Source organism: Luteolibacter sp. SL250 (assembly GCF_026625605.1).
Lineage (GTDB): Bacteria > Verrucomicrobiota > Verrucomicrobiia > Verrucomicrobiales > Akkermansiaceae > Luteolibacter.
This window is the reverse complement of the sequence record NZ_CP113054.1, coordinates 720,262-741,628: the sequence shown is the minus strand read 5'-3', so window position 1 is coordinate 741,628 and position 21,367 is coordinate 720,262. Positions and strand designations below refer to the sequence as shown.

The following is a 21,367-nucleotide window of genomic DNA, read 5'->3' as shown; positions in this document are numbered from 1 at the left end:
ACCGCCCGGCGGGTCACCCGCGCCTTCGCTCGAGGAGAACGAGCATCAGGAAGGAAAGGAACAGGTTCAGCTCCTCCCGCGGGGTGAGGTCCGTGAGTTTCTCGACCTTGAACTTGCCCTCGAAGAAAGCCGGTTGCTTGGTCAGGCGCATCGCCGGTGCGCCCCCGGCCCTTCCGGCCAGATAGCTGGGGTGGAAGAAATAGCCGGTGAACATGCCGATAACCGGGAGTTCCCCCAGAAGCGAATCCATCACCTTCGCCCAGGCGTTTTCCTCATGGATGGAAAAATCCACCCTGTCGTCGCCCGGGTTGAAGACCTCGTAGTGGGCCTTCCAGATGGAGCGCCAGCCACGGCGGCCGACGCTGCCGATCTCCCTGCCGTCGGCGTCCGTGGAGACGTAACGGGCGGACCAGTCGATGATCTTTTTGGTTCGGATCTCCGCCAGCAGCGTGGACTGCGACTTGTCGGTGAAAATCTGCACGTGCTCGCGGAACTTGAAGAGCTTCTGCTTCGTGTAGAGCACCACCTGGCCGTTCGCATCCGTGACGGTGGCCTGGCTCGCCAGGGCCAGGATCTTGAAGGAAAGGGTCAGCGGATACTGGATGCCACCGAGCTGGCGCGCGATGTCATCCTTCGGGAGCGCGGGCGGGGTGGCGGGGGCGGCGTAGGGGTTCTCAGCTTCCATGATCCGGACTCTAGCAGATGTTCCGACGCGGGACCACCATCTTCATCCGTGGGGAGGGGACGCCCCGCTCAACTCTCCGGATCGGCCAGCAAGTCCAGCGCGGCAAGCACTTCCTTCGTGGGATCCTTCCGGTTGTACACCGCGTGGATTTCGAAGGTCCCCTCGACGCGGCCCATGGCGGTGATCTTGTGGCGGTCCACCGTTTCCCTGAGGATGCTGGACGGCACGACACCGAAGCCGATGCCCTCCAGCACCGCATCCCGGATCAGATAGACATCATCCGCTTCCGCGACGACGTCCGGCTCGATGCGGTGCTTGCGGAAGTACTGGTCGATCTCGAAGCGGGCGGCACTATGGGAACTGTAGTGGACGAACGGCTGCCCGTGCAGGGACTCCGGCATGCCTGCGGCCAGCTTCCTCGCCGCCCTGACCGGAGCGATGATCGCGAAATCCGGGGAGCTGAGGCGACGGTGGATGGTCCCGCGCGTAACCCTCTTGTCCGGGGGCGTGTCGGTGATGAAAAGGTCCAGTCCGGAGGTGAGCAACTCATGGTGGAGATACTCGTGGTCGCCTTGGCGGACGCGGGTCAGCACGTCCTTGTTGCGGAACAGGCCGATGAAACGCTCCACCGCGAACGAACGCACGACCGAGGTCGCGATGCCGATCTCAAGCCGGGTGACCGGGCTGCGCCGCTCTCCGGGGAACAAGCTCTCCAGCCTCTCCCCCAGACGGAACATCTCATGGGTGACCTCGATCGCCTTCCGGCCGTTCGCGTTCAGCCGGAGGGATCCGCTGGAACGGTCGAACAACTTGCGCCCGAAATATTCCTCCAGGTTCCGGAGCTGGGCGCTCAGGGTCGGCTGGCTGAGACCGAGCCTCTTGGCAGCGCGGGAGAGGGTGCCCTCTGTCGCGATGACATGGAAATAGTGCAGATGATTGAAGTTCATGGCCCTCAAAACTGTTTTCCGGTCTATAGCCGACCGAAGGGTCGGCAATATTAAATCTTGCACGCCGCACGGTTGACGCAAGTCCGTTAGGAAAAAGCTAAGGCTTCCATCGGAAACCTTACGTTGCCGATTGTGCGCGGCCCGGTGCACACTGATGACCGGGCGACGGATGATGTTGCCCTAACAGCAATTTGGATGAACAACCTCCTTCCGGAACTCCGCAGCGCAACCTCCGCCCTCCATCGCGAGCTCGATGGCCTTGTTCCTGATCCGGCGGCCGACCCGGCCGCCTACGGTGCCTACCTCTCCCATTTCCACGACGGCGTCGCCGCCTCCTGGAAGATGCTCGACTGGGGGACACTTGGAGCTCTGGCCCTGCCAGAGCTCTCAAGGAGAAAACAGCGCTACCATGCCCTGGAAAGCGATCTGGAACGTCTGGCCATCCTCCATGCGAAACTCCGCGACCACACGGGTGCGGGGGCTGCGGCTTCCACCGGCTGCCTGTATGTCCTGGAGGGCAGCATCCATGGCGGGCGGATCCTGCTGGGAAAATTGTCCGGTCATCCGGACCTCCCGGATGACAGCCTCTCGTTTTTGACAGGATTTGGGGATGAAAACGGCCGGATGTGGGCTTCATTCATGGAATGGATCAACCACATCGACACCACACCCGGGTTCATCGCGGAGGCCCGTGAGGCGGCCATGCGGACCTTCCAACATTTCATCAATTCATTCCGCCAGAACTAATGGACGCCCCGGAACACGACCCACTCCAAGCCGCCATCGACCGGTGCGCCGCCGAACCGATCCACATCCCCGGCTCCGTCCAGCCGCATGGGATGCTCTTCACGCTGGATGATGAGCTGCGGATCCTGCAGGTCAGCGCGAATGCGCCGGAACTGCTGGAGAAGGATGCGGCCTCCCTGCTGGGAACACCGGTGCTGGACCTGGTGGTGCCGGAGACGCGCACCTCCTTCGAGCGGCTGGTCCGTGAGGCGGCCTTCACCTATGTGAACCCTTTCCGCGTCACCGTCCCGGTTCGGAACGGAGTGCGCTATTTCGACGGCATCGCCCACATGATCGAAGGATTGGGCACCGTTCTTGAACTGGAGTTGGACCCCTCCGAGGAAGCGGGCGCAAGGGCATCGACCGAGGGAATCGACAACTATCTCCAGATCGTCCAGCGCTCGCTGGAGATGATCGCAGGGGTGGCCGATGTGGTGCGCATCGCGGAGGTGATGGCTGCGGAAATCAAGTCCTTCACGGGCTTTGACCGGGTGATGGTGTACCGCTTTGCCCCTGACTTCCACGGGGAGGTCATCGCGGAAAGCGTGGAGGAGGACATGGAACCGTTCCTGGGGCTCCACTATCCCGCGTCCGACATTCCGGAACAGGCCCGCGCGCTCTACCTGAAAAACCATGTCCGGCTGCTGCAGGATGTGGACGCGGCGCCGGTGCCGCTTGTTCCTGAAATGCATCCCCTCACCGGCGGACCACTCGACATGAGCCGCTCCGTCCTGCGCGCGATGTCACCCATTCACGTCCAGTATCTGAAGAACATGGACGTGGGGGCATCCCTCAGCATCTCGCTGGTGGTTGAGGACAAGCTGTGGGGCCTCATCGCCTGCCACCACCGCACCGCCCGGTTCGTCTCCTACGCCATCCGCGCGACGTCATGCCTGTACGCCATCGTCCTGTCCGCGCAGTTGAAGGTGAAGCAGCGGAACCTGGAGAACCACCGCATCGCCTCCGCCCGGCGGATGGCGCTCTCCATCCTGACAGGGCTGCGCGACTACTCCGAACCGATGGGAAGCCTCCCCTCCATGCTTCCGCGCTTCATGGAACTCTTCGCCGCAGGGGGCGCCGCCTTCATCAGCGGGACGGACTCCTTCCACCATGGCCGCACGCCGGACGAGAAAGTGCTGGCGGATTTCCACCGCGAGCTGGGCGACGGCTCCGGAGATGGCGTGCGGATCTCATCACGGGCGTGCAGGGAGTTTTCGTCGCTGGAGAACGCGGGGGACAGCGCGGCGGGCATCGTCGCCATCCACCTGGGGGCCACCGACTGGCTGGTGCTGTTCCGCGGGGAAATGGCCAGACAGGTGACATGGGCAGGCGACCCCAGGAAGCCCGGAATCGCTTCGGTGGACGGCCCGCTCCGCCCGCGCAACAGCTTCTCCGCCTGGCTGGAGGAAGTCCGCGGAGAATCCGAGCCATGGCCGGAGGAAACCGCCGCCCTCACCTCCGAGGTGAGGACCGGCATCCTGGAGATCCTGCGGAAGCGGAATATCATCCTTTCACGCTCCAACCAGGACCTGCGGCGGTTCGCCGGACTGGTGGCCCATGAGGTGAAGAACCATCTCCAGACGGGCATCTTCGCCCTGTCCCTGCTGGAGGAACGGCTGGCCCAACTGGACCCCGCCGTGCAGCAACTGGCGACACTGGGTCGTGAGCGCCTGGACGGGCTCTCAAAGTTCACCAACGACATGCTGGCGTTCTCCAAGACGGAGACCAACACCCCGGATGAGGCGTTCGACCTGGGTGAGATGGTGCACGACATCGCGGAGGAACTGAAGCTTTCCGGCCTGGCGGAAGGAGCCGTCATCCGGATCTCCGAGCTGCCGGAAATCCTGGCACCCCGCACCCAGGTGAGGCACCTGGTCAGCAACCTCATCCGCAATGCGCTGATACACGCCCGCAGCGGCGGGCGGCCGCTGACCATCGATGTCGGCTTCGCCGAAACGGCGGAAGGCACCGTCATCCACGTGCGGGATGACGGAAAAGGCATCCCGGCGGAGCAGCGGCGGCGGATTTTCGAGTATTTCAACCGCGGGGATTCTTCGGAGTCCTCCGGCACGGGCATCGGCCTGGCTTTCTGCGCCCAGGTCGCCGAGCGCATGGGGCACAAGCTGTGGGTGGAAACCGCGGAGCCGAACGGCGCGGCCTTCCGCTTCACGGTGACGCGGGCCGACCGCGACTGAGTCATGCCGGCTCAGTTGCCGGTCTTGTTCTTCAGCGCGGTGAAGAGATCCTTGATCCACGGGGTCTCCGCATGCGTTTCGAGCATCTTGTCGCACTTCTTCTGGATTTCCGGGGTGGTGTGGCCCTTCTCACTGTAGATGCTGATCTTGGCCAGTACATCATCCGCGAATGCCTCGATGTCCGCGATGCCCTTGATGTAGGCCTCGTTGGATGGAGTCTGGGAGAGTTCCGCGTCCAATGAGGCGATCTTCGCCTGATGCGGGGCGCTGACGCCCTGGGTCTTGAAGAACCTCGCCCACCATGCAGCGCGGTGGGAGGCGGATGACTTGGTCTTCTCGATCCACGCGATGGAGGCTGCCTCGAAGGCGGAGCGGGATGGAGCGGTGCTCTGGGTGTCCACATCCCAGCAGGACTGGAGCCACATCATGCCTTCCGTCATGAGCCAGCCGGGACCGTTGTTGTGGCCGGAGGTGTGGAGCCGGTATGCGGAAACCTTTCGCGCGGCCGCGAATGTGGTCGCGGTGTCATATCGGTTGTAGTCGGTGGCGCCGCTGATGATGAAATAGCGGTCCGTTCTGGAGATCTCATCATCCTGCGCTCCGGCGATGTAGGCGATGACGCCCGCACCATCGAGGCGCTTGCATCCCCGGAACGCCATGCGGGCTCCCCCCGAATGGCCTGAAAAGTACAGGCGCTTCGGGTCCACGGGCTGGTTCGCCACCATGTGCTTTACCACCTTCGCCAGGTGGGTCTGGTTCAGTTCCGGATCCACGCGGTTGCTGCTCTGGACACAGCAGGCGACCATCCAGCCGCAGATCTCCGCGCCTTCGATCATGGACTTCACCGTGTTCGCGTCCGCTCCCAGCGAGCCGGTGTAGGTCAGCAGCGGAAGCTTCGCCCCTTCCGGTGCGGAGGACGGGATGTAGTAGAAGTAGCTGGAACCATCCACCTCGACCGGGCCCTGGACCTTCGAGGTGGGCTTCGCTGGAGCGGCGGGCGCGGCTTCCGGGGCGGCGGGTGGCGTGGGAGCAGGCATCTCTCCGACCACATTCAGATATGCCTGGTCATCCGGGGACAGCTTCGCCACCGGCATCTTGAATTCCTTCCCATTGATCAAAAGGGTGACCTGATCTCCCTCCAATGAGACGAACTCGCCGGTGACTTTCCTGCCGGTAGCCTGGTCCGTCCACTCGCGCGGGGCAGCGGTGGCGGCAATGAATGAAAATGCGAAGCAGAGCGCGAAAAGGAATGGGGATTTCATCGTCATTGGACAATCTGTCATTTCGTCGGGGGCTCTTCGATCCAAGTCAGAGCCTGCCGCATCAGATCCTCCGTCGCCGCGGCATGCCCTTGGTTCGGATCTTCAAACAATTTGGATTCAACTCCGGCGTCACTCCATCCCGCGACTCCCCGCTTGATGTATTCGTAGTTCCTGTCCTTCGGACCGCTCACCCAGGCAAAGCGCTTCTTCTGCTTAGCCACCTGCCGGATATCACCGGAATCAAGATATGGGAAAACAGTCACACCATCCGGCTCCGACCCCCGCGAGCAATCGATCGCCTTGAATTCGGGATAGTGGACGGCGATGGTGGTGGAGATCGCTCCACCACCGGAGGTACCGGAAGCGATCAACCGGGCAGGATCCACCTTGTAGCTTGCTTTCACCGTCGCCACCGCATCAAGCGCCAGAGCGATACGCCGCATGTCCGCCTGGTCGTTTCCGGTTCCGGCGGGCGAGCAATAGATCAGCTTCTTCTCCGTGAAAACCTTGTCCCAGCCAGGCACCAGGCTGACCGGATCGTTGCCTGGTGAAATATACACCAAGACTCCGTATGCAGTGGACCCATCATAGTCCGGCGGAACGAACAGGATCATTTTGCCGAGCTTGTCGTCCTTCTGCCACATCACCGCCGTTTCGACCGTGGTCATGGTGTCCTTGTCCGGGACATCAACAATGCCTTTTGATTTCTCGTAGAACTTCAGCAGCTTCTTTCCGAAAAGTCCGCTGTAGTATCCATTCCAATCGGCATATGCTTTCTGCGTGATATCCACCCTCTGGGCTTTGCCAACCGCCGCCGGAGCGGGCTGCGGAGCGGCCGCCGGAGCCGGAGCCGGCATTTCACCCACCACCTTTAGGAACGCTTGGTCATCCGCGGACAGTTTCGCCACCGGCATCTTGTACTCCTTGCCGTTGATGGAGAGGGTGACTTGATCACCATCGAGTGAAACGAACTCACCGGTGACTTTCCGGCCGGTCGCCTGGTCCGTCCACTCGCGTGGGGCGGCGGTGGCGGAAAGGGAGCAAAGGAGGAGGCCCAGGCCGGCGATGAGGTGGAATTTCATGGGAGGGAGAGGACTGCTGCCTGAGTCACAGCAGATCCCTCCCCCATGGACAATTTCTTTCCGTTGACCAGCAACAGATTGCGCAACCAACAAACGAAATTCACCGGCTGAGGTGATGATCCCGGGGTCTCCGTCGTCAGATTTCCTTCCGGATGCTCACCACCACGTGCCTCCCGCCTTCGTTCAGCACGACGATGAAGAATGGTGTCACTCCCTGCTTCACGGCTTCTCCGGCGATGATGAATCCTTTGTTTCCCGTTTCATCGGTCATCGGCTGCGGCCTGCCCTTCCAGACAATTTCGGCCCCGGAAAGGCCGCGCACGATGCTGGGGTAGATCTCATTCCTGGTTTTTCCTGCGCCATCATTCCGCAGGGTGATGGCGCTGGTCATGCCCATCATCTTCTCCACATCACCACTCTGTGCCGCTGCGACGAACTCCTTCGCCCTGAAGATGGAATTCGAAGGATACGCCATTTCGCGGTGATCTCCGCGGGAAGCCCGCCGGAGGTCCTTGATCGCCCCTCCCATGTCGGAATCCGCGGCGTGGCCCACCCGCTCACCGATGACCTGTGTGCAGGAGATCTGCAGCGAAGCCACCAGCGGCAGCGCGAATCCGATGGAGAGGAGCTTTCTCACGGCTTTCCGGATCAATAGCTGCGGCCCCAGATGGCCCACACCTCCGCGTCGCGGCCGGTGAGGAAGCACTTGCCGCCGGATCTCCCGGTGATGGCTTCCGGAAGCTTCGCCTCCGGGATGGGGATGCAGCGGATGCTGATCTTGAGCTTTTTCGAGATCTGTTCCTCCTCCTCGGAGGTTCCACCCCATGGGGTGTAGAGCCAGCCGGGGTTGTCCTGGGACCAGTGCTTCCCGAACTCCTCCAGCGACTCGCAGGGGACGATGTTCGCGTCACGGAAGGCGGTGGCCTTCGTGAGCAGGGAAAGGTGGATCTGGTCGAGCAGGTCCGTCACGGACTGGATGAACTCGTCTTTCTCCGCGAACTGCTTTTCGCCGAAGGCCTGGTCACGGCGCTGGACGCAGACTTTCCGCGTCTCCACATCGCGCGGGCCGATCTCGATGCGGATGGGCACGCCTTTCTTGATCCACTCCCACTTCTTCACGCCGCCACCGATGTCGCGGGCATCGACATGGACGCGGAGCGGATCTCCGTGGAAAAGCTTCTGGCGGAGGGTCTCCGCAAGGGCTTGGCAGGAGGCGAGAACGGCAGCTTTCGTGTCTTCCTTCGGCGTGACGGGGATGATGACGATCTGCTGGGTGGCGACGCGGGGCGGCAGCACCAGGCCATCGTCATCCGCGTGGGCCATGATGAGCGTGCCGATCATGCGGGTGGAAACACCCCATGAGGTGGTGTAGGCGTGCTGCTTCATGCCGTCACGGCCGGTGAAGGAAATGTCCTGCGCCTTCGAAAAATTCTGGCCGAGGAAGTGGGAGGTGCCGGCCTGGATGGCCTTCCGGTCCTGGACCATGGCTTCCACGGTGAGGGTCATGTCCGCGCCGGGGAAGCGTTCGTTCTCCGACTTCTCCCCGGGGATGACGGGGATGGCGAGATGGTCGCGCAGGAACTCCTCATACACGCCGTGCATGAGCCGGGTCTCCGTGATGGCCTCTTCCTTCGTCTCATGGGCGGTGTGGCCTTCCTGCCAGAGGAACTCCGCGGTGCGGAGGAACAGGCGGGGGCGCATCTCCCAGCGCATGACGTTCGCCCACTGGTTGATGAGCAGGGGCAGGTCGCGGTAGGACTGGGTCCAGCGGGAGAAGGCGGCGCCGATGATCGTCTCGGAAGTCGGGCGGATGACGTAGGGTTCCTCCAGCTTTCCGGTGGGGATCATCTTGGTCTTGCCGGTGACCTCGTCCTTCTGGGCTTCAAGGCGGTGGTGGGTGACGACGGCGCACTCCGTGGCGAAGCCCTCCGCGTGCTCCGCTTCCTTTTCCAGATAGGAAAGGGGGATGAGCAGCGGGAAGTAGGCGTTCTGGTGGCCGGTCGCCTTGAACATACGGTCCATCTGCTGCTGGATGAGCTCCCAGATGCCGTAGCCCCACGGCTTGATGACCATGCAACCGCGCGTTTCGGAATTTTCCGCCATGTCGGCGGCTTTGATCACTTGCTGGTACCACTCGGGGAAATCCTGGGCACGGGTCGGGCTGATGGCGGTCTTTTCGGACATGGTTGGCGGGGCGGATAGTGAGCCCAGCGGGGCCGGAAATCCCATGAAAATCTTCACTCCCAGAACGGATTCCGGAGATTTCCCGGGAAGATTTTTAAAAATCCCGCCGGGATTGAAAGATTTCCCGTGCTGGAGGTTTGACACACCCCGGGCAAATCGCCTTAGTCACGACTTACAGCTTCCAAAAACCCCGCCAGCGAATGAGCGAAAACGATCCAACCCCGTCGAAACAGACCTCCAGCATCCCGCTGAAAAAGGAAACCGTCCGTGTGACCCTGAAAGCCGCCGACGCTCCTCCCGCCTCTCCTGGTGGCGCCCCAACCGCCCCCGCCGTGCGCCCACCCACCCCGACGGCCCCTGCTGCACCCACTGTCCGCACCGCCCCTCCGGCACCGACCGCACCAGCGATCGGCGGCGCACCCCGCCCCGCTCCTGCAGCGACCATCCCTCTCAAGACCGCTCCCGGCGCAGGCATCCCGAAGCCAGCCCCGACCATCCCGCTGAAGTCCGGCCCGGTGGCATCCCCTGCCTCCCCGACGGCTCCTGCCGCCCGTCCAGCCCTGCCAGGCGCTCCTGCAGGCGGCTCCACCATTTCCCTGCCGAAGGCGACCGTCCAACTGTCCCCGCCGAGCGCGCCGGCAAGCGCCACCTTCCCCGTGGGCTTCGGCTCCGGGCAGGAGGAAGAGGAGGAAGTCCAGGAGTCCGGCCTCGCCAACATCCTTTCCATCGTCGGCTTTGTGGCCGCTCTGATCGTGCTCTACTTCCAGTTCGACACCGCCAGCTCCTGGATCAGCGCTCCGGACAATGAAAAGTCCGGCCAATGGGGCCAACTCTTCGAATAATCCCAAACCCAACGACCATCCATGGCCCTCACCATCCTCAACATCGTGCTCGCCGGCATCGTCGCTTTCCTGGCTTTCTCCGCCGGACAGCTTCCGCTGGTCTGAGTCCGTCAAAACTCACTGAATCCCAACAAAGCCGCTCCCGCTTCACCGCGGAGCGGCTTTTTTCGCGTCCGGAGGTGCCCATCGGAGGTCTTCCGGCTTCGTCCCGCCCCACCCCTCCCCCCGCCTTGACGGCGGGGCAAGTCGCATCCATCTTCCCGCCATGTCTCTGAAACTTACAGACGCGAACTTCCAAGAAGAGGTCCTTGATTCCGACAAGCCGGTCCTCGTCGACTTCTGGGCCGAATGGTGCGGTCCCTGCAAAATGATCGGTCCGGTCATCGATCAGGTTGCCGCCGAGCTGGAAGGCCAGGCCAAGGTCGGCAAGGTGAACGTCGATGACGCGCGCGACCTCGCCGTGAAGTTCAACGTCCGCTCCATCCCGCTGCTCCTGTTCTTCAAGAACGGCGAGGTGAAGGACCAGATCGTCGGCGCGAGCGTCACCAAGGACCAGCTCAAGGCAAAGCTCCAGGCACTCGCCTGAGACGCCACCGCATTTCCCGAAAGCCGGCCCGGAGCGATCCGCGCCGGCTTTTCCGTTGGGAGGATGTGGTGTGAAATTCCGTCGATGACGGATCGTATCCGTGATAACCCGCCATCATGAAACCCACCATTCCGCAGCCACACCGCGGCCTGCCGCCCCTCGCGGGCATCACCACTTTCGAAGAAGCGATGAAGGAGGGCCTGCCCGTCGGCGAGTCGGTGAACCGGCTGAAGCGCTTCCACTACGCGTTTTGGAGGCTGCACGGCATCGTCATCGCCCGGTTGACGGCGGAGCCGCTGTATGAACTGAAGATGGCGTTCAGCCGCCATGGCTATCTGGCTGCGGAGGCGGACACGCTTTTCCGCACACGGGTGGGCGAGATGCGCGAGCCCCCTCTCGGACTGGAAAAGGTCCCGCACCCGGCGCTGGCGGTGTTTTTCGATGAGATCCTCTGCTCCCCCACCACCGAGGATCTGGTGGAAGGCATCTATGGGGTCGCCTTTCCGGAGCTGAAGGCGGCGCTGGAGAAATACGTCGCGGATGTGCATCCACTGGCGGACGCGCCGTCGATGCGCATTGCCCGCATCGCGCTGATGGACCTGGAGGAAATCACCGCCTATGGGGCGGCAGCCTGTGCCGCCCTCCTGCCAGCGGACCGCGACCGGCAGTGGAGGGATCTCCTTCACATCTGCTTGGCCGCGGCGGGCGGGCTGGATGGATCCGCCCCCGCCATGGGGAGTGAGCCGACGCGCTGGTTTTCCTCAAACCCCTATCAATACGACGGGACACCCAACCGCGACCACCGCTTTCCCGATCCCTACAACATGGGGGTGAACGCGGAGCAGTTCCTCTACGATGAAATGAAACCGCCGGAGCTGAAGGTGCTGATGATGTTCTACAAGCGGCTGCGCGAGATCGACGTGCCGGAAATGATGTCCGGCATCATCACGGAGACGAAGGGCAAGCCGTGGAAATACTATCAGGACATGACCCGCCAGCTCTGGGATGAGGCTCGCCACGCGATGATGGGCGAGGTGGGATTCGCCAGCGAGGGCATCGACTGGCCTCAGCACGTGATGATCAACTCCACCTGGTCCCGCCAGCTCAACCTGACACTGAAACCGAAGGAGCGGCACGCGGTGCTCTATTTCATCGAGCAGGGGCTGATGCCGAAAACCGGAAAGCGCTACGAGTGGGAGGTCAGCCGCCAGGCGCACTCCCCCCTCGCCGCCACGTTCCAGGACTACGATTGGGCGGACGAGGTGCTGCACTCGAAGATCGGCCGCGAATGGTACGTCGCGGACATGCCCACCCCCGCGGAAGCAGTGAAGTATGGCGACGAATGCTGGGCCCGCATCCTCGACTGCTGGGACCAGTGGAAGGCGGAGGGGCTGACGGAACACCGCAACTGGTGGCCGGACCTCTACCGCAGCTACTGCGAATCCCGTAGCATCGAGCCGGATCCGGACATCCTCGCCTTCGACACCTCCTACCGCTCCACCCGCGCGGATTTGAAGGAGCTGGCGTAAGGAGGGAGGACATTGCGGCAGAGCCGCTATGTCCGCTCCGCTCCCATTCCTGTCCTCCGGCGGCATTGGCGAATAATGCTAATGGCGGATCTATCCCAAGATGCCGTTGCTCTTGGCTCCCATTGCAGCCGAAGGACAGGAGTGTCCTTCCTCCTTACTTCTTGACGGGGCATATCTGTTAGAATATCAACTCCCACGTCATGCGTCTCCTCATTCCTACCATCAACGCGAAACGCTATCTCTCCGGAGAGCGCGCGGCCGCGCCATGGAGCGGAATGTCATTGGAGACATCGCATCGTTTCATGACCGGCCACGAAGGAAGCTGGCTGGCACCGCAAGGTGCCTGAAATCCCGTCTGACAAAGGATTTCCGCCCCACCCGCTTCCTCACCGGAGCGGGTTTTTTGTTCCGCCCGTGACGCGGATCCCGTCTCCCGGGCCGTCGCCGGAGATTCCCGGAACCGCCTCCCCGATCTTTCTCTTCCCTGAAAACTGAAAACTGAAAACTGGCAACTTCATAAGCCATGACCACTCTTCTCCAGGACCGCACCGTCCTTGTCCTCAACCGGCATTGGACCGCCATCGACGCGATCACTCCCGCGGAAGCGTTCACGCACCTCTGTGCGGGGACGGCCCGCGCGCTGGACATCACCGGCGGCGAGTCCATCCAGCCACTGGACTGGGAGGCTTGGCGCGAACGTCCGTTGTCCGATGGTGCTCCGTCCATCGGCACGACGAAAGGCCGCGTCCGCATCCCCACGGTCATCCTGCTGAACCGCTACGACCGGATGCCGGTCCACCAACCGGGCCTCGGTCCGCGCGGCATCTGGCAGCGGGATGGAGGCAGGTGCCAGTACACGGGGCGTGCCCTGGCACCGGGCGAGGGCAACATCGACCACATCATCCCCCGCTCCCGCGGCGGCTCCACTTCCTGGGAGAACTGCGTCCTGTCCGACAGGCGCGTCAACCACCGGAAAGGCGCGCGCACCCCGGAAGAAGCCGGACTCACCCTGCTGCGCAAGCCGCAGCCACCCCGGCCGCTGCCCGCCATCGACATGCTCCACAACCTCCACCGGATCCCCGACTGGGATCTGTTCCTCAAGGCCCCCTCCAACAAGGCCTCCGCCTGATCCAATCCACATTTCCATGAAACTCACCGAACAACTCACCGCAGCCTACCCGGATGACAACCGTCTTCCGCAGATGCTGCTGCGGCTTTCCGAACTCGAGGCGAAGGGCCTCACCGACCCGAAATACGTGCTCAAGCTCATCAAGCGCGAGTTCGGCGCACCTCCGCCGAAGCGGGCGATGCGCGAATCGCCCGCACCGCTGGCGGAGGCCATCGAGGCATCCGGAAAAGACGCGCAGGAGAACCTGTACGCCGTCCGCCGCCACATGCAGGTCCTCCTGAAGACGCCCGTCATCAGCCGTGGTGCGATCCTGCCGGACGCCTGCCCGATGGGCGGAAAGGAAGCCTCCATCCCCGTCGGCGGTGCCATCGCCGTGGAGAACGCGATCATTCCCTCCGCGCACTCATCGGACATCTGCTGCTCGATGTTCGCCACGTTCTACGATGAACGTAGTGGCATCGGCTCGGAGCTGGACGCGCTCACCACCGCCACCCGCTTCGGCACCGGCCACCGCCACCTCGACCTGTTGGTGGATGACCCCGTGCATGATGAGGACGTGTGGACGAATCCGTTCCTCACCGGACTGAAGGAGCGGGCGAAGCTGCACATGGCGGACCAGGGGGACGGCAACCATTTCGCCTTCATCGGCGAGATCGACATCACCCCGGAGATGACGGCCATGCTGCGTCTCACCGGCCATGGCGATCTCGCCGGGAAGCTGGTGGCGGGCACGCGGCGGCGCGTGCTGGTCACCCACCACGGCTCGCGCGGGCTGGGCGCGCATGTCTTCAAGCGCGGCCAGATCGCCGCGGTGAAGCACACCGCCCGCCAGGCGGAACGCGTGCCGGACAGCGCGGCGTGGCTGGACGCCCGCAGCGGGGACGGCCCCGCCTACTGGGAGGCGCTTCAATACGTGGCCATGTGGACGAAGGCGAACCACCGCGCGATCCACCGCCGCTTCCTGGAGAACATCGGCGCGGCTTCCGTCGCGGAGATCGCCAACGAGCACAACTTCGTCTGGCAGCGCGGGGATGTTTTCGTCCACGGAAAGGGAGCAACGCCCGCGTGGCGGGATGCCGATGGCAGGCCCTTGCTAGGCCTCATCCCGCTCAACATGGCGGAGCCCATCCTCATCGTGCTCGGCGCGGACAATGCCGATTTCCTTTCCTTCGCCCCCCACGGCGCTGGACGGAACCTCTCGCGCACCGCGCTGCGCCGCCGCTACCCCGGCGACCTCGCGGCAGAGGCCATCCAGCGCTCCACCGCCGGCCTCGACATCCGCTGGTACTGCGGAAAGCCGGATCTCAGCGAAACCCCCATCGCCTACAAGAACGCCGCCGAGGTCAAAGCCCAGATCGTGAAGTTCAACCTCGCCGAAGTCATCGGCGAGATCCGCCCGCTCGGCTGCATCATGGCCGGTGACTCCGGCAAGTCATGGCGCGACAAGGAGGAAGAGTTGACCCCGAAGCAGCTCCGCCAGATCGAGCACAGGAAGGAGAGGAAGAAGAACCGGCAATCCCTTGGCGGAGATGGCTTGGAGCCTTATCCCTAGCGCGGAGAAACACGATGCCTGTCACCTCCTCCTGAAAGTTACGGCGCGATGTTCAGCGAGAAACGACATATCAGGCAGAACCGCGTCATCAGGATACTTCAACCTCTCCCCGGCGTAGGCTCCGAAACTCTCTGATACCGAACGCTGCGGAAGCTCTCTCTTGAGCCGGAGAGAAAGAACCAGCCGGAGATCCTCGTCGAAGGTGATCAATCCGCAGTCAAAGGCAGCGTCATGCAACCGCGAGAGCGCGAGACCGTTCCGGACGTTCAATCTTTCGGATTCATGGCCACCCCATGGAAGGATGTGGGACGCAACGAGAAGTTCCCGGATCGGCAGTTCGGTGATGCCGCAACGCCCGCCGAAATTGTTGATCACTACGTTCCTGAAGTAACTCTGCCCGCGACGTAACTTCGTGTTGGCTATCACGATCGTCGGACCGCTTGGTGGAGTCTTCCCAACCCTGATGCCCTCTCTTGGCAGAACCTCAATTTCTTCAGTGGATCTTGCGTTGAACAGAACAGCCAATGCCTCCTCCGTTTCGGGAATCACATCGGCAGGGGAGGTATTAAATTCCTGCCAAACCGTTCGATCCAAAGCACTGGCTCCCTGCAGCCCCTTGATTCCCCTCAACTGCAATGCGGGGTCAAGCGATGCCAGATTGCCAAGCTTCATGGCCACGCTTCCCGGAGTCCTCTCCAACTTTCCCGCCAGAGCCATGACAGCCGGGTTCCGGTGATCCATCTGCCCGAAGTTCAGCTTGTGATAGAGGTTCAGGACAATGAGCAGTTCAGCACGTGACCAACGCTTTCCGGATGCCACGCCGACAGCCAATCATAGCCGGTAGTCACAGGAATAGATAAATCCCCTTGTCGTTCCCGTTCCACCTGGCCAGGCAATCTTGTGATCATGGGCAGGACATACCTCATCGAACTCGATCACAACGACCTTGGACAATTGCTCGAAGGGTTGGAGATGCGTGCGGACTCATGGGAACGAACAGCCCACTACCTCCATTGCGGGGAATTTCCCGAAGACGGCATCTTCCTCGCCGAGGAGTGCCACAGACCGGAGGAAGCAACCGACATCGCGAGCCATTACCGGGAGATCATTTCGAAGATCCGGGACCAGATGGACAATCAGAACGACTGATGCCCGCCAACGCAGAGGCCGACCCCGCCGTCAGTCGAGACGTCCCATCCCATACGGCACTAAGGATACACGCGATTGCGTGACCGGTTCATGGCCGGATCTGTTCGACACTGCCCGGGAGTTGGACGAAAGTAGCGCCGTTCCCCCGAACTTCCCCCACCCGCGTTCCCCCGGACGCTCCCCCCATGAAACACATCCGTATTTCCGCAGACAGCCTCGTCGCACGCCTGTCACTCATCCTGGCTCTCGCCGCCCCGATCTCCACGGCCACCGCCCAGAACCTCGGCGAGGCGTCCGGCTACAGCTACTTCGTCTTCGGCGACGTCAATCAGTCCAATGCCCAATCGAAGGGCGCGGCTGCGGTCGGCGGCAACGCCACCTTTTCCGGCTACGGACTGGGCGAGCAACTGCCTTCTTCCTCCAAGTACTCCCTGGTGGTCGGTGGTGACCTCTCCTACTCGAACAGCGTGGTCCACAAGGGCAGCCTGCTGGTGGGCGGCACTTCGAAGCTGACCAACGTGGCCATCAGCAACGGCACCGCGTCCCAAGGCCATCTCATCGACTTCGACGCGGCCAGGGTCCAATACGGCGACCTGTCCGACAAGCTCGCCGGCATGGGCGCGAACAGCAGCTACTCCCTGAGCTACGGCAACCTGGTCTTCACCGGCACGGACGGTGCGCTGAACACCTTCACCATCAAGGCGACCGACTTCCAGTCCGCCAGCAGCATGTCCATCAACGCTCCGACGGGATCCACGGTGGTCATCAACGTGGCCGGCGACCTGATCAACTTCCAGAACCTGGGCCTGTCCGTCAACGGAACGGACAAGAGCAAGGTGCTCTTCAATTTCCACGAGGCCACCTCCCTCAATCTGGCGGGCCTGACGGTGCTTGGCAGCGTCCTCGCTCCGGATGCCGCCGTGAAGTTCAGCAACGGCACCATCCAGGGCACGCTGATCTCCGACTCCCTGACCGGTGGCGGCACCTTCGAATACTCCGCTTTCCAAGGCAACCTGCCGATGGCGGTGCCGGAGCCATCCGCCTTCGCCCTGATCGGCGGAGCCGGTGCGCTGGCACTGCTGCGCCGCAGGCGCTGAACCAACCGGACCTTTGCGAAACCAAGCGGACTGAAGTCCGCGCTCCGTTCCGGCAACCGGCCCGTGCCTTCACCGGACGGTGGCTGGCTGTCCGAGCAGCTTTCCCAGCCTCGGCTCCAGCCACAACCTCGCCTTCGAATTCTTGAGGGCGCACGCCCAGATGGTCACGACATGCCAGCCCAGTGAACGCAGGGCATTTTCCGCGCGGAGGTCGCGGGCGCGGTTGCCCTCGATCTTGTTGATCCACCAGTCGGTGCGGGTGGACGGGATGCGGAAGTCCGGGCAGTGTTCATGGCCATGCCAGAAGCAACCGTGGACGAAGATGACGGTGCGGTGCTTCGGCAGGACAACGTCCGGCCGCCCGGGGAGGGTTCTGTTTTTCGGGCCGTTCACGGTGAAGCGGTATCCCATGCGGTGGAGCATGGACCTCAACGCCAGCTCCGGCTTTGTGTTGCCGCCGCGGATGCGGGACATCACGTAGGAGCGCTTCTCGGGTGTGAAGACGTCGGCCATGGAGGATGGCTGACGCTAACCGCACGAAGGGGTGATTTCAAATGATGAAGGACGGCGCACCGCTCACTTCGCCGAGAGGATCTCCGACGTCCGGTGCTTCTCCGCCATCCCGGGCGGCAACTCGATGGGATTGAGCTTCCCGAAGTAGCATGCAAGCGCACCAAGGGCCACGGCGGAAAGGATGAATGGAATCGCGAATCTCATGACGGTCGGGGGCTGCTTTCTTTCAGACGGATTCTCCGTGTGTTTATTCAAACGAATCCCCACGGGTTTTCTTAGATAGCCCTTGGCGTCCCCCTATCTCCTCCTGACGAACAACGCGAGACCTGTGGTGAGCAGGAAAAGAAGGGCACTGGATGGCTCCGGCACGGTCGGCATCTGCGGAGCCGCATCCGTTCCTGTGGGGGTGAGGCCGTGCCGTGCATACTGGTCGTCCGTCTCCAGCACCACCGCTCCTGATACCGGCGTCACGAGCTGGTAGCGCGCCGCCAGCGCGGAGCGTTGCTCCTCCGGCACCTGGATTCCCGGCGCCCCCTCCGCCGCGCCGATGGCCCATGATCTGGCAAGCTGGTCCCATACTTCCCCGCTGACCAGACCATCCGCCGTGGCGGACCTCCGCCAGGTCCATCCCGTCGACTCCGTTCCCTCGAGCAATCCCGTGAGGTATCCCTTGAGCGATTCCCCGTCAGTCAACCTTGGCCCGCGGATCTGGCGAGCGGACCGGTACATCGCCTCCGCCAGCCGGTTCGGCCCGGGCACGGCCTCAATGGTATGGATGACGGGGCGGACGGAGCCCCGCTCCAGCATCTGGGAAAGCCGCTCGGAATTCGAGACACCGACCGCCTGCGGACCGTGGATCCAGACAATCGGGGCGCCACCTTCCTCACGCGAAACGCGGATGGCGTCGAGCAGCGCGGCTTCGTTGTCACGCCCCCCGGAGAAGGTGTATTTCCGCAGATCCTCCGCGGTGATCCGCTTCGCGGAGTCGTCCGCCAGAATGGCCACGATACTCCCGCCCATCGCCCGGATGATCATTTCCTTGAACGGCGCCATGGGCTGCGAGCCGTCGATGACCAATACCACCTTTCCGGAAGGGTCCGTTTTCATCAGCCGCGGTTCACGGATGAGGAAGCGTTCACCGCTGGCTGCGAAGCGATCCTCACACCACACCAGCGGGACAGGTTCATAGGCATCCAGCCGCACCACGGGTCCGTCCGCCATCGCCGCGGAAACCGGCAGCGCCGCGGAGAGGGACCTGCCCTCCCCATCCCGCTGCGAGGCCAACCCCTTTCCTCCTGACAGGCGGAAATCACGGTCTCCCTGCAGCCACACGGCATGCTCCAGCTTCGGAACAGTGCCGAAGTTCCTCTCGACGATCCGTGGCAGATCCCAGGCCCCGTCCTGCAGCGGAGCGGTGATTCCCAACCTGATCTTCATGTCGCCCCGCGCAGGAACGGGGAAACACTGCACCAGCACCGTGTCCGGACCGACCATGGTGACCAGCACCGGATCCCGCCGCTGCACCACCGCGATCTCCTTGTAGGCGGCTTTCACCTTGGAGACGGTGCTGAACGCGGCTTCCCGCGGCTCTCCATTCACCCACAGCGTCAGGCGCGAAACACGGCCGCCCTCCGGCAAGCGGATCTGGCAACGGGCCTCCTGCGCGTTGCGGGCGCCATTGTGGAACACCATCGTCCATTCGCCGTAGCCGATTTCCGAGACGGAGTCGATGTGCCCGTCGAACCTGGATTCCTTCAGGTCCAGATGCTTCAGGCGGACGGCGACTTCATCCCCGCCGAGATGTTCGTCGAACTCGAACTGCGCCATCGGATCCTGCAGGCCCAGCAGGGCGCGCCCGCCCCTTTCCGGAGGCTTCACGGAATTGAACGGCCTGCCGGTCACGCGGAAGTAGATCCCGCGGGTTTTCCCGGGATCATTCCCCGGGGTCATCGCGTTGCCGAACAGGAAGCCACCCGACCGCACGCAGACCGACATCCAGCCGACGATGTCGGTGGCGAGGTCCGAGCTACGGCCCACCTCGTAGCAAGCCTTGAGCAAGGTCCGCTCCGAGTGGAAGGCACGAAGGCGGGCGACCGCAGCCTCATTCCCGGCGGCGGAGGCGGCGCTGTTCAGATTCACCCGTGTCCATGCCGCGGGGACCTCCAGCAGGCAGATGACGGCCAAGGTAAATGCCGCCCCGATCCTCCATCCACTCCGGAATCGCGCCAGAACCGGCGAGGAGTCCTTCACCCTCCGCGAGATGCGCCACGAAGCGAAGCCCGCCAGCACGGGGGTGAGCGGGATCATGCCGAAACCGAACCACAGCAGCCCCAGCAAGGACCAATGGATGACCGGGATGAAGAGCAGAGCGTAGAACCCGGAAGCCATCATCGCCACTCCCGCGGCCACGCCTTTCCATTTCACGTCCTTCGCCTTCGGAGCTCCCTTCAGCAACCACGCGTTCAGCGCGGGAACGGAGGCGACCAGCAGGATATGCCACACGGTCGGGATGGGATCGAACAGGACCGAACCGCACAGGGCCGTGAATACCTCCAGCAGGAGGATCAGCAAGGGAGCGACCACACCGAACGCCCAAACAAAGAAACTGCCCTGCGGCTTCTCCGCCGGCCGGGACACTGTCTCCGGAGCAGGCCGGTAGCCCGCATCCATGGCCCCGAGGATGGTCTCCAGGTGCATGAGGCCGATCATCTCCGCAGATTCCTTTTCCGCCTCCTCGAAGACATGGCGGCGCAAATCATCCTTCAGCTCCGCGGCGTCCTCACCCTCCAGATGCTCGCGCCGGGCGCGCTCCACGAGGTATTCGCTCAACCGTTGTTCCGCTTGTGGGGTCCACTGTTTCATGGGTGTTCGGGGCGTGGGTTTCTCAGGATGCTTGTCCGTTGCCGGGAATCCCTGATGAAGGATTCGTGAAATTTCCAAGATCCGCGACGCTGCGGCTCATCTGTCCGAAATAGACGTCCATCTCCTGGGCGAGGGCGCGGCCCGCAGCGGTGGCCAGGTAGTATTTCCGCGCGGGGCCTTCGCTGGACTCTTCCAGCCGGGTGGTGACCAGTCCCTGTTTCTTCAGCCGGGAAAGCAACGGATAGATCGACCCTTCCGCAACACCAATGCCGGGAACGGCCACCAGCGCCTTCACCAGCGCGTAGCCGTACCACTCCCGTCCGGAGAGCGCCTTGAGGATGCAGAGATCCAGAACGCCCTTCCGCATCTGGATGGTCCAGTTGTCGAAGGTCTCGCCCGGGGTGCCTGATGATGGAGGGGTGTCAGGCATGGTTCCGGTTGTTCGTTTCCCCCTTCTTCCCGGAGAGCCATTTGATGAATGCCATGATGGAGAGGATCAGCAGGAAAAGCAGCCAGACGCCCGCGGACATGTAGCGGGCCAGATCCTCCGCGAAAAACTCGCCGTCCATCGGCAACGGGTCCGTTGCCAGGCACCAGATGAACCAAGGGATGTAGATGGCCAGCCAGAGACCCACCCAGCCGCCCATGGCAACGAGCGTGGTGAGATAGGCAGGAGGCAACCAGCCGGGGATCCGCTTCAGCTCGGAGATTCCGGCGACCAATGCGGCGAACATCCCCGCGACGGCGAAATACTCCCAAGGATCCATTCCTGACCACGGGAGATCGCCCAGGCCCACCTTCCCGAACCCCTCTGCCAGACGCGCGACACCGAACCGCTCGTTGAAACCAAGGCCCGCCGCATTCCTGGCGGCCTCGCTCCAAAGCCCCAGCGCATAGGCCGCCAGCGAAAGAACGCTGACGGACAGAAGCATGGAACGGGACGTTTTCATCATTCAGCTTGGTAAGC

At 63.0% G+C, this 21,367-nt stretch carries 22 protein-coding genes; 10 read left to right on the top strand and 12 right to left on the bottom strand.

Annotated elements, in window-relative coordinates; translation table 11 throughout:
- Positions 1-13: 13 nt before the first annotated feature.
- Together OVA24_RS03355 and OVA24_RS03350 are read right to left on the bottom strand one after the other, a co-directional pair.
- Positions 14-685, bottom strand: coding sequence for an LURP-one-related family protein (locus OVA24_RS03355; protein WP_267673499.1), 672 nt, complete (start codon positions 683-685; stop codon positions 14-16).
- A gap of 68 nt (positions 686-753) precedes the next feature.
- Complete coding sequence (locus OVA24_RS03350) at positions 754-1,632, bottom strand: LysR family transcriptional regulator (protein WP_267673497.1); 879 nt, start codon at positions 1,630-1,632, stop codon at positions 754-756.
- 195 nt (positions 1,633-1,827) lie between these two features.
- Here OVA24_RS03350 and OVA24_RS03345 point away from each other — a divergent pair, with 195 nt between their 5' ends.
- Positions 1,828-2,379 (top strand): biliverdin-producing heme oxygenase, encoded by a 552-nt coding sequence (locus OVA24_RS03345; protein WP_267673495.1) that lies wholly within the window; start codon positions 1,828-1,830, stop codon positions 2,377-2,379.
- The gene (locus tag OVA24_RS03340; protein WP_267673493.1) at positions 2,379-4,613 is read left to right on the top strand and encodes an ATP-binding protein; all 2,235 of its coding nucleotides are present in this window, start codon (positions 2,379-2,381) and stop codon (positions 4,611-4,613) included. The genes OVA24_RS03345 and OVA24_RS03340 overlap by 1 nt, the downstream gene beginning before the upstream one ends.
- An 11-nt stretch (positions 4,614-4,624) precedes the next feature.
- Here OVA24_RS03340 and OVA24_RS03335 read toward each other — a convergent pair whose 3' ends face one another.
- From OVA24_RS03335 to proS, 4 genes are all read right to left on the bottom strand, one after another.
- Positions 4,625-5,875, bottom strand: coding sequence for an SHD1 domain-containing protein (locus OVA24_RS03335; protein WP_267673491.1), 1,251 nt, complete (start codon positions 5,873-5,875; stop codon positions 4,625-4,627).
- A gap of 17 nt (positions 5,876-5,892) precedes the next feature.
- Positions 5,893-6,957, bottom strand: a complete 1,065-nt coding sequence (locus OVA24_RS03330; RefSeq protein WP_267673489.1) for an SHD1 domain-containing protein — start codon at positions 6,955-6,957, stop codon at positions 5,893-5,895.
- Between the two features lie 136 nt (positions 6,958-7,093).
- Positions 7,094-7,594, bottom strand: a complete 501-nt coding sequence (locus OVA24_RS03325) for a hypothetical protein (protein WP_267673487.1) — start codon at positions 7,592-7,594, stop codon at positions 7,094-7,096.
- Between the two features lie 11 nt (positions 7,595-7,605).
- Positions 7,606-9,141, bottom strand: a complete 1,536-nt coding sequence (gene proS, locus OVA24_RS03320; protein ID WP_267673486.1) for a proline--tRNA ligase — start codon at positions 9,139-9,141, stop codon at positions 7,606-7,608.
- A 200-nt stretch (positions 9,142-9,341) separates the two neighbouring features.
- Here proS and OVA24_RS03315 point away from each other — a divergent pair, with 200 nt between their 5' ends.
- From OVA24_RS03315 to OVA24_RS03290, 6 genes are all read left to right on the top strand, one after another.
- The gene (locus OVA24_RS03315) at positions 9,342-9,983 is read left to right on the top strand and encodes a hypothetical protein (RefSeq protein WP_267673484.1); all 642 of its coding nucleotides are present in this window, start codon (positions 9,342-9,344) and stop codon (positions 9,981-9,983) included.
- Positions 9,984-10,248: 265 nt separating this feature from the next.
- Positions 10,249-10,569 (top strand): thioredoxin, encoded by a 321-nt coding sequence (gene trxA / locus OVA24_RS03310; protein ID WP_267673482.1) that lies wholly within the window; start codon positions 10,249-10,251, stop codon positions 10,567-10,569.
- A 116-nt stretch (positions 10,570-10,685) separates the two neighbouring features.
- The gene (locus OVA24_RS03305) at positions 10,686-12,098 is read left to right on the top strand and encodes a hypothetical protein (protein ID WP_267673480.1); all 1,413 of its coding nucleotides are present in this window, start codon (positions 10,686-10,688) and stop codon (positions 12,096-12,098) included.
- A 200-nt stretch (positions 12,099-12,298) separates the two neighbouring features.
- Positions 12,299-12,445 (top strand): hypothetical protein, encoded by a 147-nt coding sequence (locus tag OVA24_RS03300; protein ID WP_267673479.1) that lies wholly within the window; start codon positions 12,299-12,301, stop codon positions 12,443-12,445.
- Between the two features lie 176 nt (positions 12,446-12,621).
- Entirely contained in the window at positions 12,622-13,227 is a 606-nt protein-coding gene (locus tag OVA24_RS03295; RefSeq protein WP_267673477.1) for an HNH endonuclease, read from the top strand.
- 16 nt (positions 13,228-13,243) lie between these two features.
- Positions 13,244-14,779 (top strand): RtcB family protein, encoded by a 1,536-nt coding sequence (locus OVA24_RS03290; RefSeq protein ID WP_267673475.1) that lies wholly within the window; start codon positions 13,244-13,246, stop codon positions 14,777-14,779.
- Between the two features lie 21 nt (positions 14,780-14,800).
- Here the strand turns inward: OVA24_RS03290 and OVA24_RS03285 are convergent, their stop codons facing one another.
- The gene (locus OVA24_RS03285; protein ID WP_267673473.1) at positions 14,801-15,610 is read right to left on the bottom strand and encodes an HNH endonuclease; all 810 of its coding nucleotides are present in this window, start codon (positions 15,608-15,610) and stop codon (positions 14,801-14,803) included.
- A 75-nt stretch (positions 15,611-15,685) separates the two neighbouring features.
- Between OVA24_RS03285 and OVA24_RS03280 the strand changes: the two genes are divergently transcribed.
- On the top strand, positions 15,686-15,928 hold the full coding sequence (locus tag OVA24_RS03280; protein WP_267673471.1) for a hypothetical protein: 243 nt from the start codon (positions 15,686-15,688) through the stop codon (positions 15,926-15,928).
- 185 nt (positions 15,929-16,113) lie between these two features.
- Positions 16,114-17,025 carry a choice-of-anchor A family protein gene (locus tag OVA24_RS03275; RefSeq protein ID WP_267673469.1) on the top strand — a complete coding sequence of 304 codons (912 nt, stop codon included), beginning with the start codon at positions 16,114-16,116 and terminating at the stop codon, positions 17,023-17,025.
- A gap of 69 nt (positions 17,026-17,094) precedes the next feature.
- On the opposite strand, the gene OVA24_RS03270 is transcribed toward OVA24_RS03275, so the two are convergent.
- The 5 genes from OVA24_RS03270 to OVA24_RS03250 all read right to left on the bottom strand — a co-directional run bounded on the left by OVA24_RS03270 (position 17,095) and on the right by OVA24_RS03250 (position 21,332).
- Entirely contained in the window at positions 17,095-17,538 is a 444-nt protein-coding gene (locus OVA24_RS03270; protein ID WP_267673467.1) for a very short patch repair endonuclease, read from the bottom strand.
- Positions 17,539-17,601: 63 nt separating this feature from the next.
- A complete protein-coding gene (locus tag OVA24_RS03265) occupies positions 17,602-17,742 on the bottom strand; it encodes a hypothetical protein (RefSeq protein ID WP_267673466.1) in 141 nt (46 codons plus the stop codon).
- 93 nt (positions 17,743-17,835) lie between these two features.
- The gene (locus OVA24_RS03260) at positions 17,836-20,400 is read right to left on the bottom strand and encodes a VIT domain-containing protein (protein WP_267673465.1); all 2,565 of its coding nucleotides are present in this window, start codon (positions 20,398-20,400) and stop codon (positions 17,836-17,838) included.
- 22 nt (positions 20,401-20,422) lie between these two features.
- Complete coding sequence (locus OVA24_RS03255; protein ID WP_267673464.1) at positions 20,423-20,830, bottom strand: PadR family transcriptional regulator; 408 nt, start codon at positions 20,828-20,830, stop codon at positions 20,423-20,425.
- Entirely contained in the window at positions 20,823-21,332 is a 510-nt protein-coding gene (locus OVA24_RS03250) for a hypothetical protein (RefSeq protein ID WP_267673463.1), read from the bottom strand. The genes OVA24_RS03255 and OVA24_RS03250 overlap by 8 nt, the downstream gene beginning before the upstream one ends.
- Between the last annotated feature and the right edge of the window lie 35 nt (positions 21,333-21,367).

Excerpts from the sequence above, each read along its gene's own strand:
- OVA24_RS03350 (WP_267673497.1), bottom strand. The coding sequence starts at position 1,632 with ATGAACTTCAATCATCTGCACTATTTCCATGTCATCGCGACAGAGGGC.
- OVA24_RS03305 (WP_267673480.1), top strand. The coding sequence starts at position 10,686 with ATGAAACCCACCATTCCGCAGCCACACCGCGGCCTGCCGCCCCTCGCG.
- proS (WP_267673486.1), bottom strand. The coding sequence starts at position 9,141 with ATGTCCGAAAAGACCGCCATCAGCCCGACCCGTGCCCAGGATTTCCCC.
- OVA24_RS03355 (WP_267673499.1), bottom strand. The coding sequence starts at position 685 with ATGGAAGCTGAGAACCCCTACGCCGCCCCCGCCACCCCGCCCGCGCTC.
- OVA24_RS03300 (WP_267673479.1), top strand. The coding sequence starts at position 12,299 with ATGCGTCTCCTCATTCCTACCATCAACGCGAAACGCTATCTCTCCGGA.
- OVA24_RS03340 (WP_267673493.1), top strand. The coding sequence starts at position 2,379 with ATGGACGCCCCGGAACACGACCCACTCCAAGCCGCCATCGACCGGTGC.
- OVA24_RS03250 (WP_267673463.1), bottom strand. The coding sequence starts at position 21,332 with ATGCTTCTGTCCGTCAGCGTTCTTTCGCTGGCGGCCTATGCGCTGGGG.
- OVA24_RS03315 (WP_267673484.1), top strand. The coding sequence starts at position 9,342 with ATGAGCGAAAACGATCCAACCCCGTCGAAACAGACCTCCAGCATCCCG.
- OVA24_RS03335 (WP_267673491.1), bottom strand. The coding sequence starts at position 5,875 with ATGAAATCCCCATTCCTTTTCGCGCTCTGCTTCGCATTTTCATTCATT.
- OVA24_RS03275 (WP_267673469.1), top strand. The coding sequence starts at position 16,114 with ATGAAACACATCCGTATTTCCGCAGACAGCCTCGTCGCACGCCTGTCA.
- trxA (WP_267673482.1), top strand. The coding sequence starts at position 10,249 with ATGTCTCTGAAACTTACAGACGCGAACTTCCAAGAAGAGGTCCTTGAT.
- OVA24_RS03255 (WP_267673464.1), bottom strand. The coding sequence starts at position 20,830 with ATGCCTGACACCCCTCCATCATCAGGCACCCCGGGCGAGACCTTCGAC.
- OVA24_RS03265 (WP_267673466.1), bottom strand. The coding sequence starts at position 17,742 with ATGAGATTCGCGATTCCATTCATCCTTTCCGCCGTGGCCCTTGGTGCG.
- OVA24_RS03295 (WP_267673477.1), top strand. The coding sequence starts at position 12,622 with ATGACCACTCTTCTCCAGGACCGCACCGTCCTTGTCCTCAACCGGCAT.
- OVA24_RS03270 (WP_267673467.1), bottom strand. The coding sequence starts at position 17,538 with ATGGCCGACGTCTTCACACCCGAGAAGCGCTCCTACGTGATGTCCCGC.
- OVA24_RS03290 (WP_267673475.1), top strand. The coding sequence starts at position 13,244 with ATGAAACTCACCGAACAACTCACCGCAGCCTACCCGGATGACAACCGT.
- OVA24_RS03345 (WP_267673495.1), top strand. The coding sequence starts at position 1,828 with ATGAACAACCTCCTTCCGGAACTCCGCAGCGCAACCTCCGCCCTCCAT.
- OVA24_RS03280 (WP_267673471.1), top strand. The coding sequence starts at position 15,686 with ATGGGCAGGACATACCTCATCGAACTCGATCACAACGACCTTGGACAA.
- OVA24_RS03260 (WP_267673465.1), bottom strand. The coding sequence starts at position 20,400 with ATGAAACAGTGGACCCCACAAGCGGAACAACGGTTGAGCGAATACCTC.
- OVA24_RS03330 (WP_267673489.1), bottom strand. The coding sequence starts at position 6,957 with ATGAAATTCCACCTCATCGCCGGCCTGGGCCTCCTCCTTTGCTCCCTT.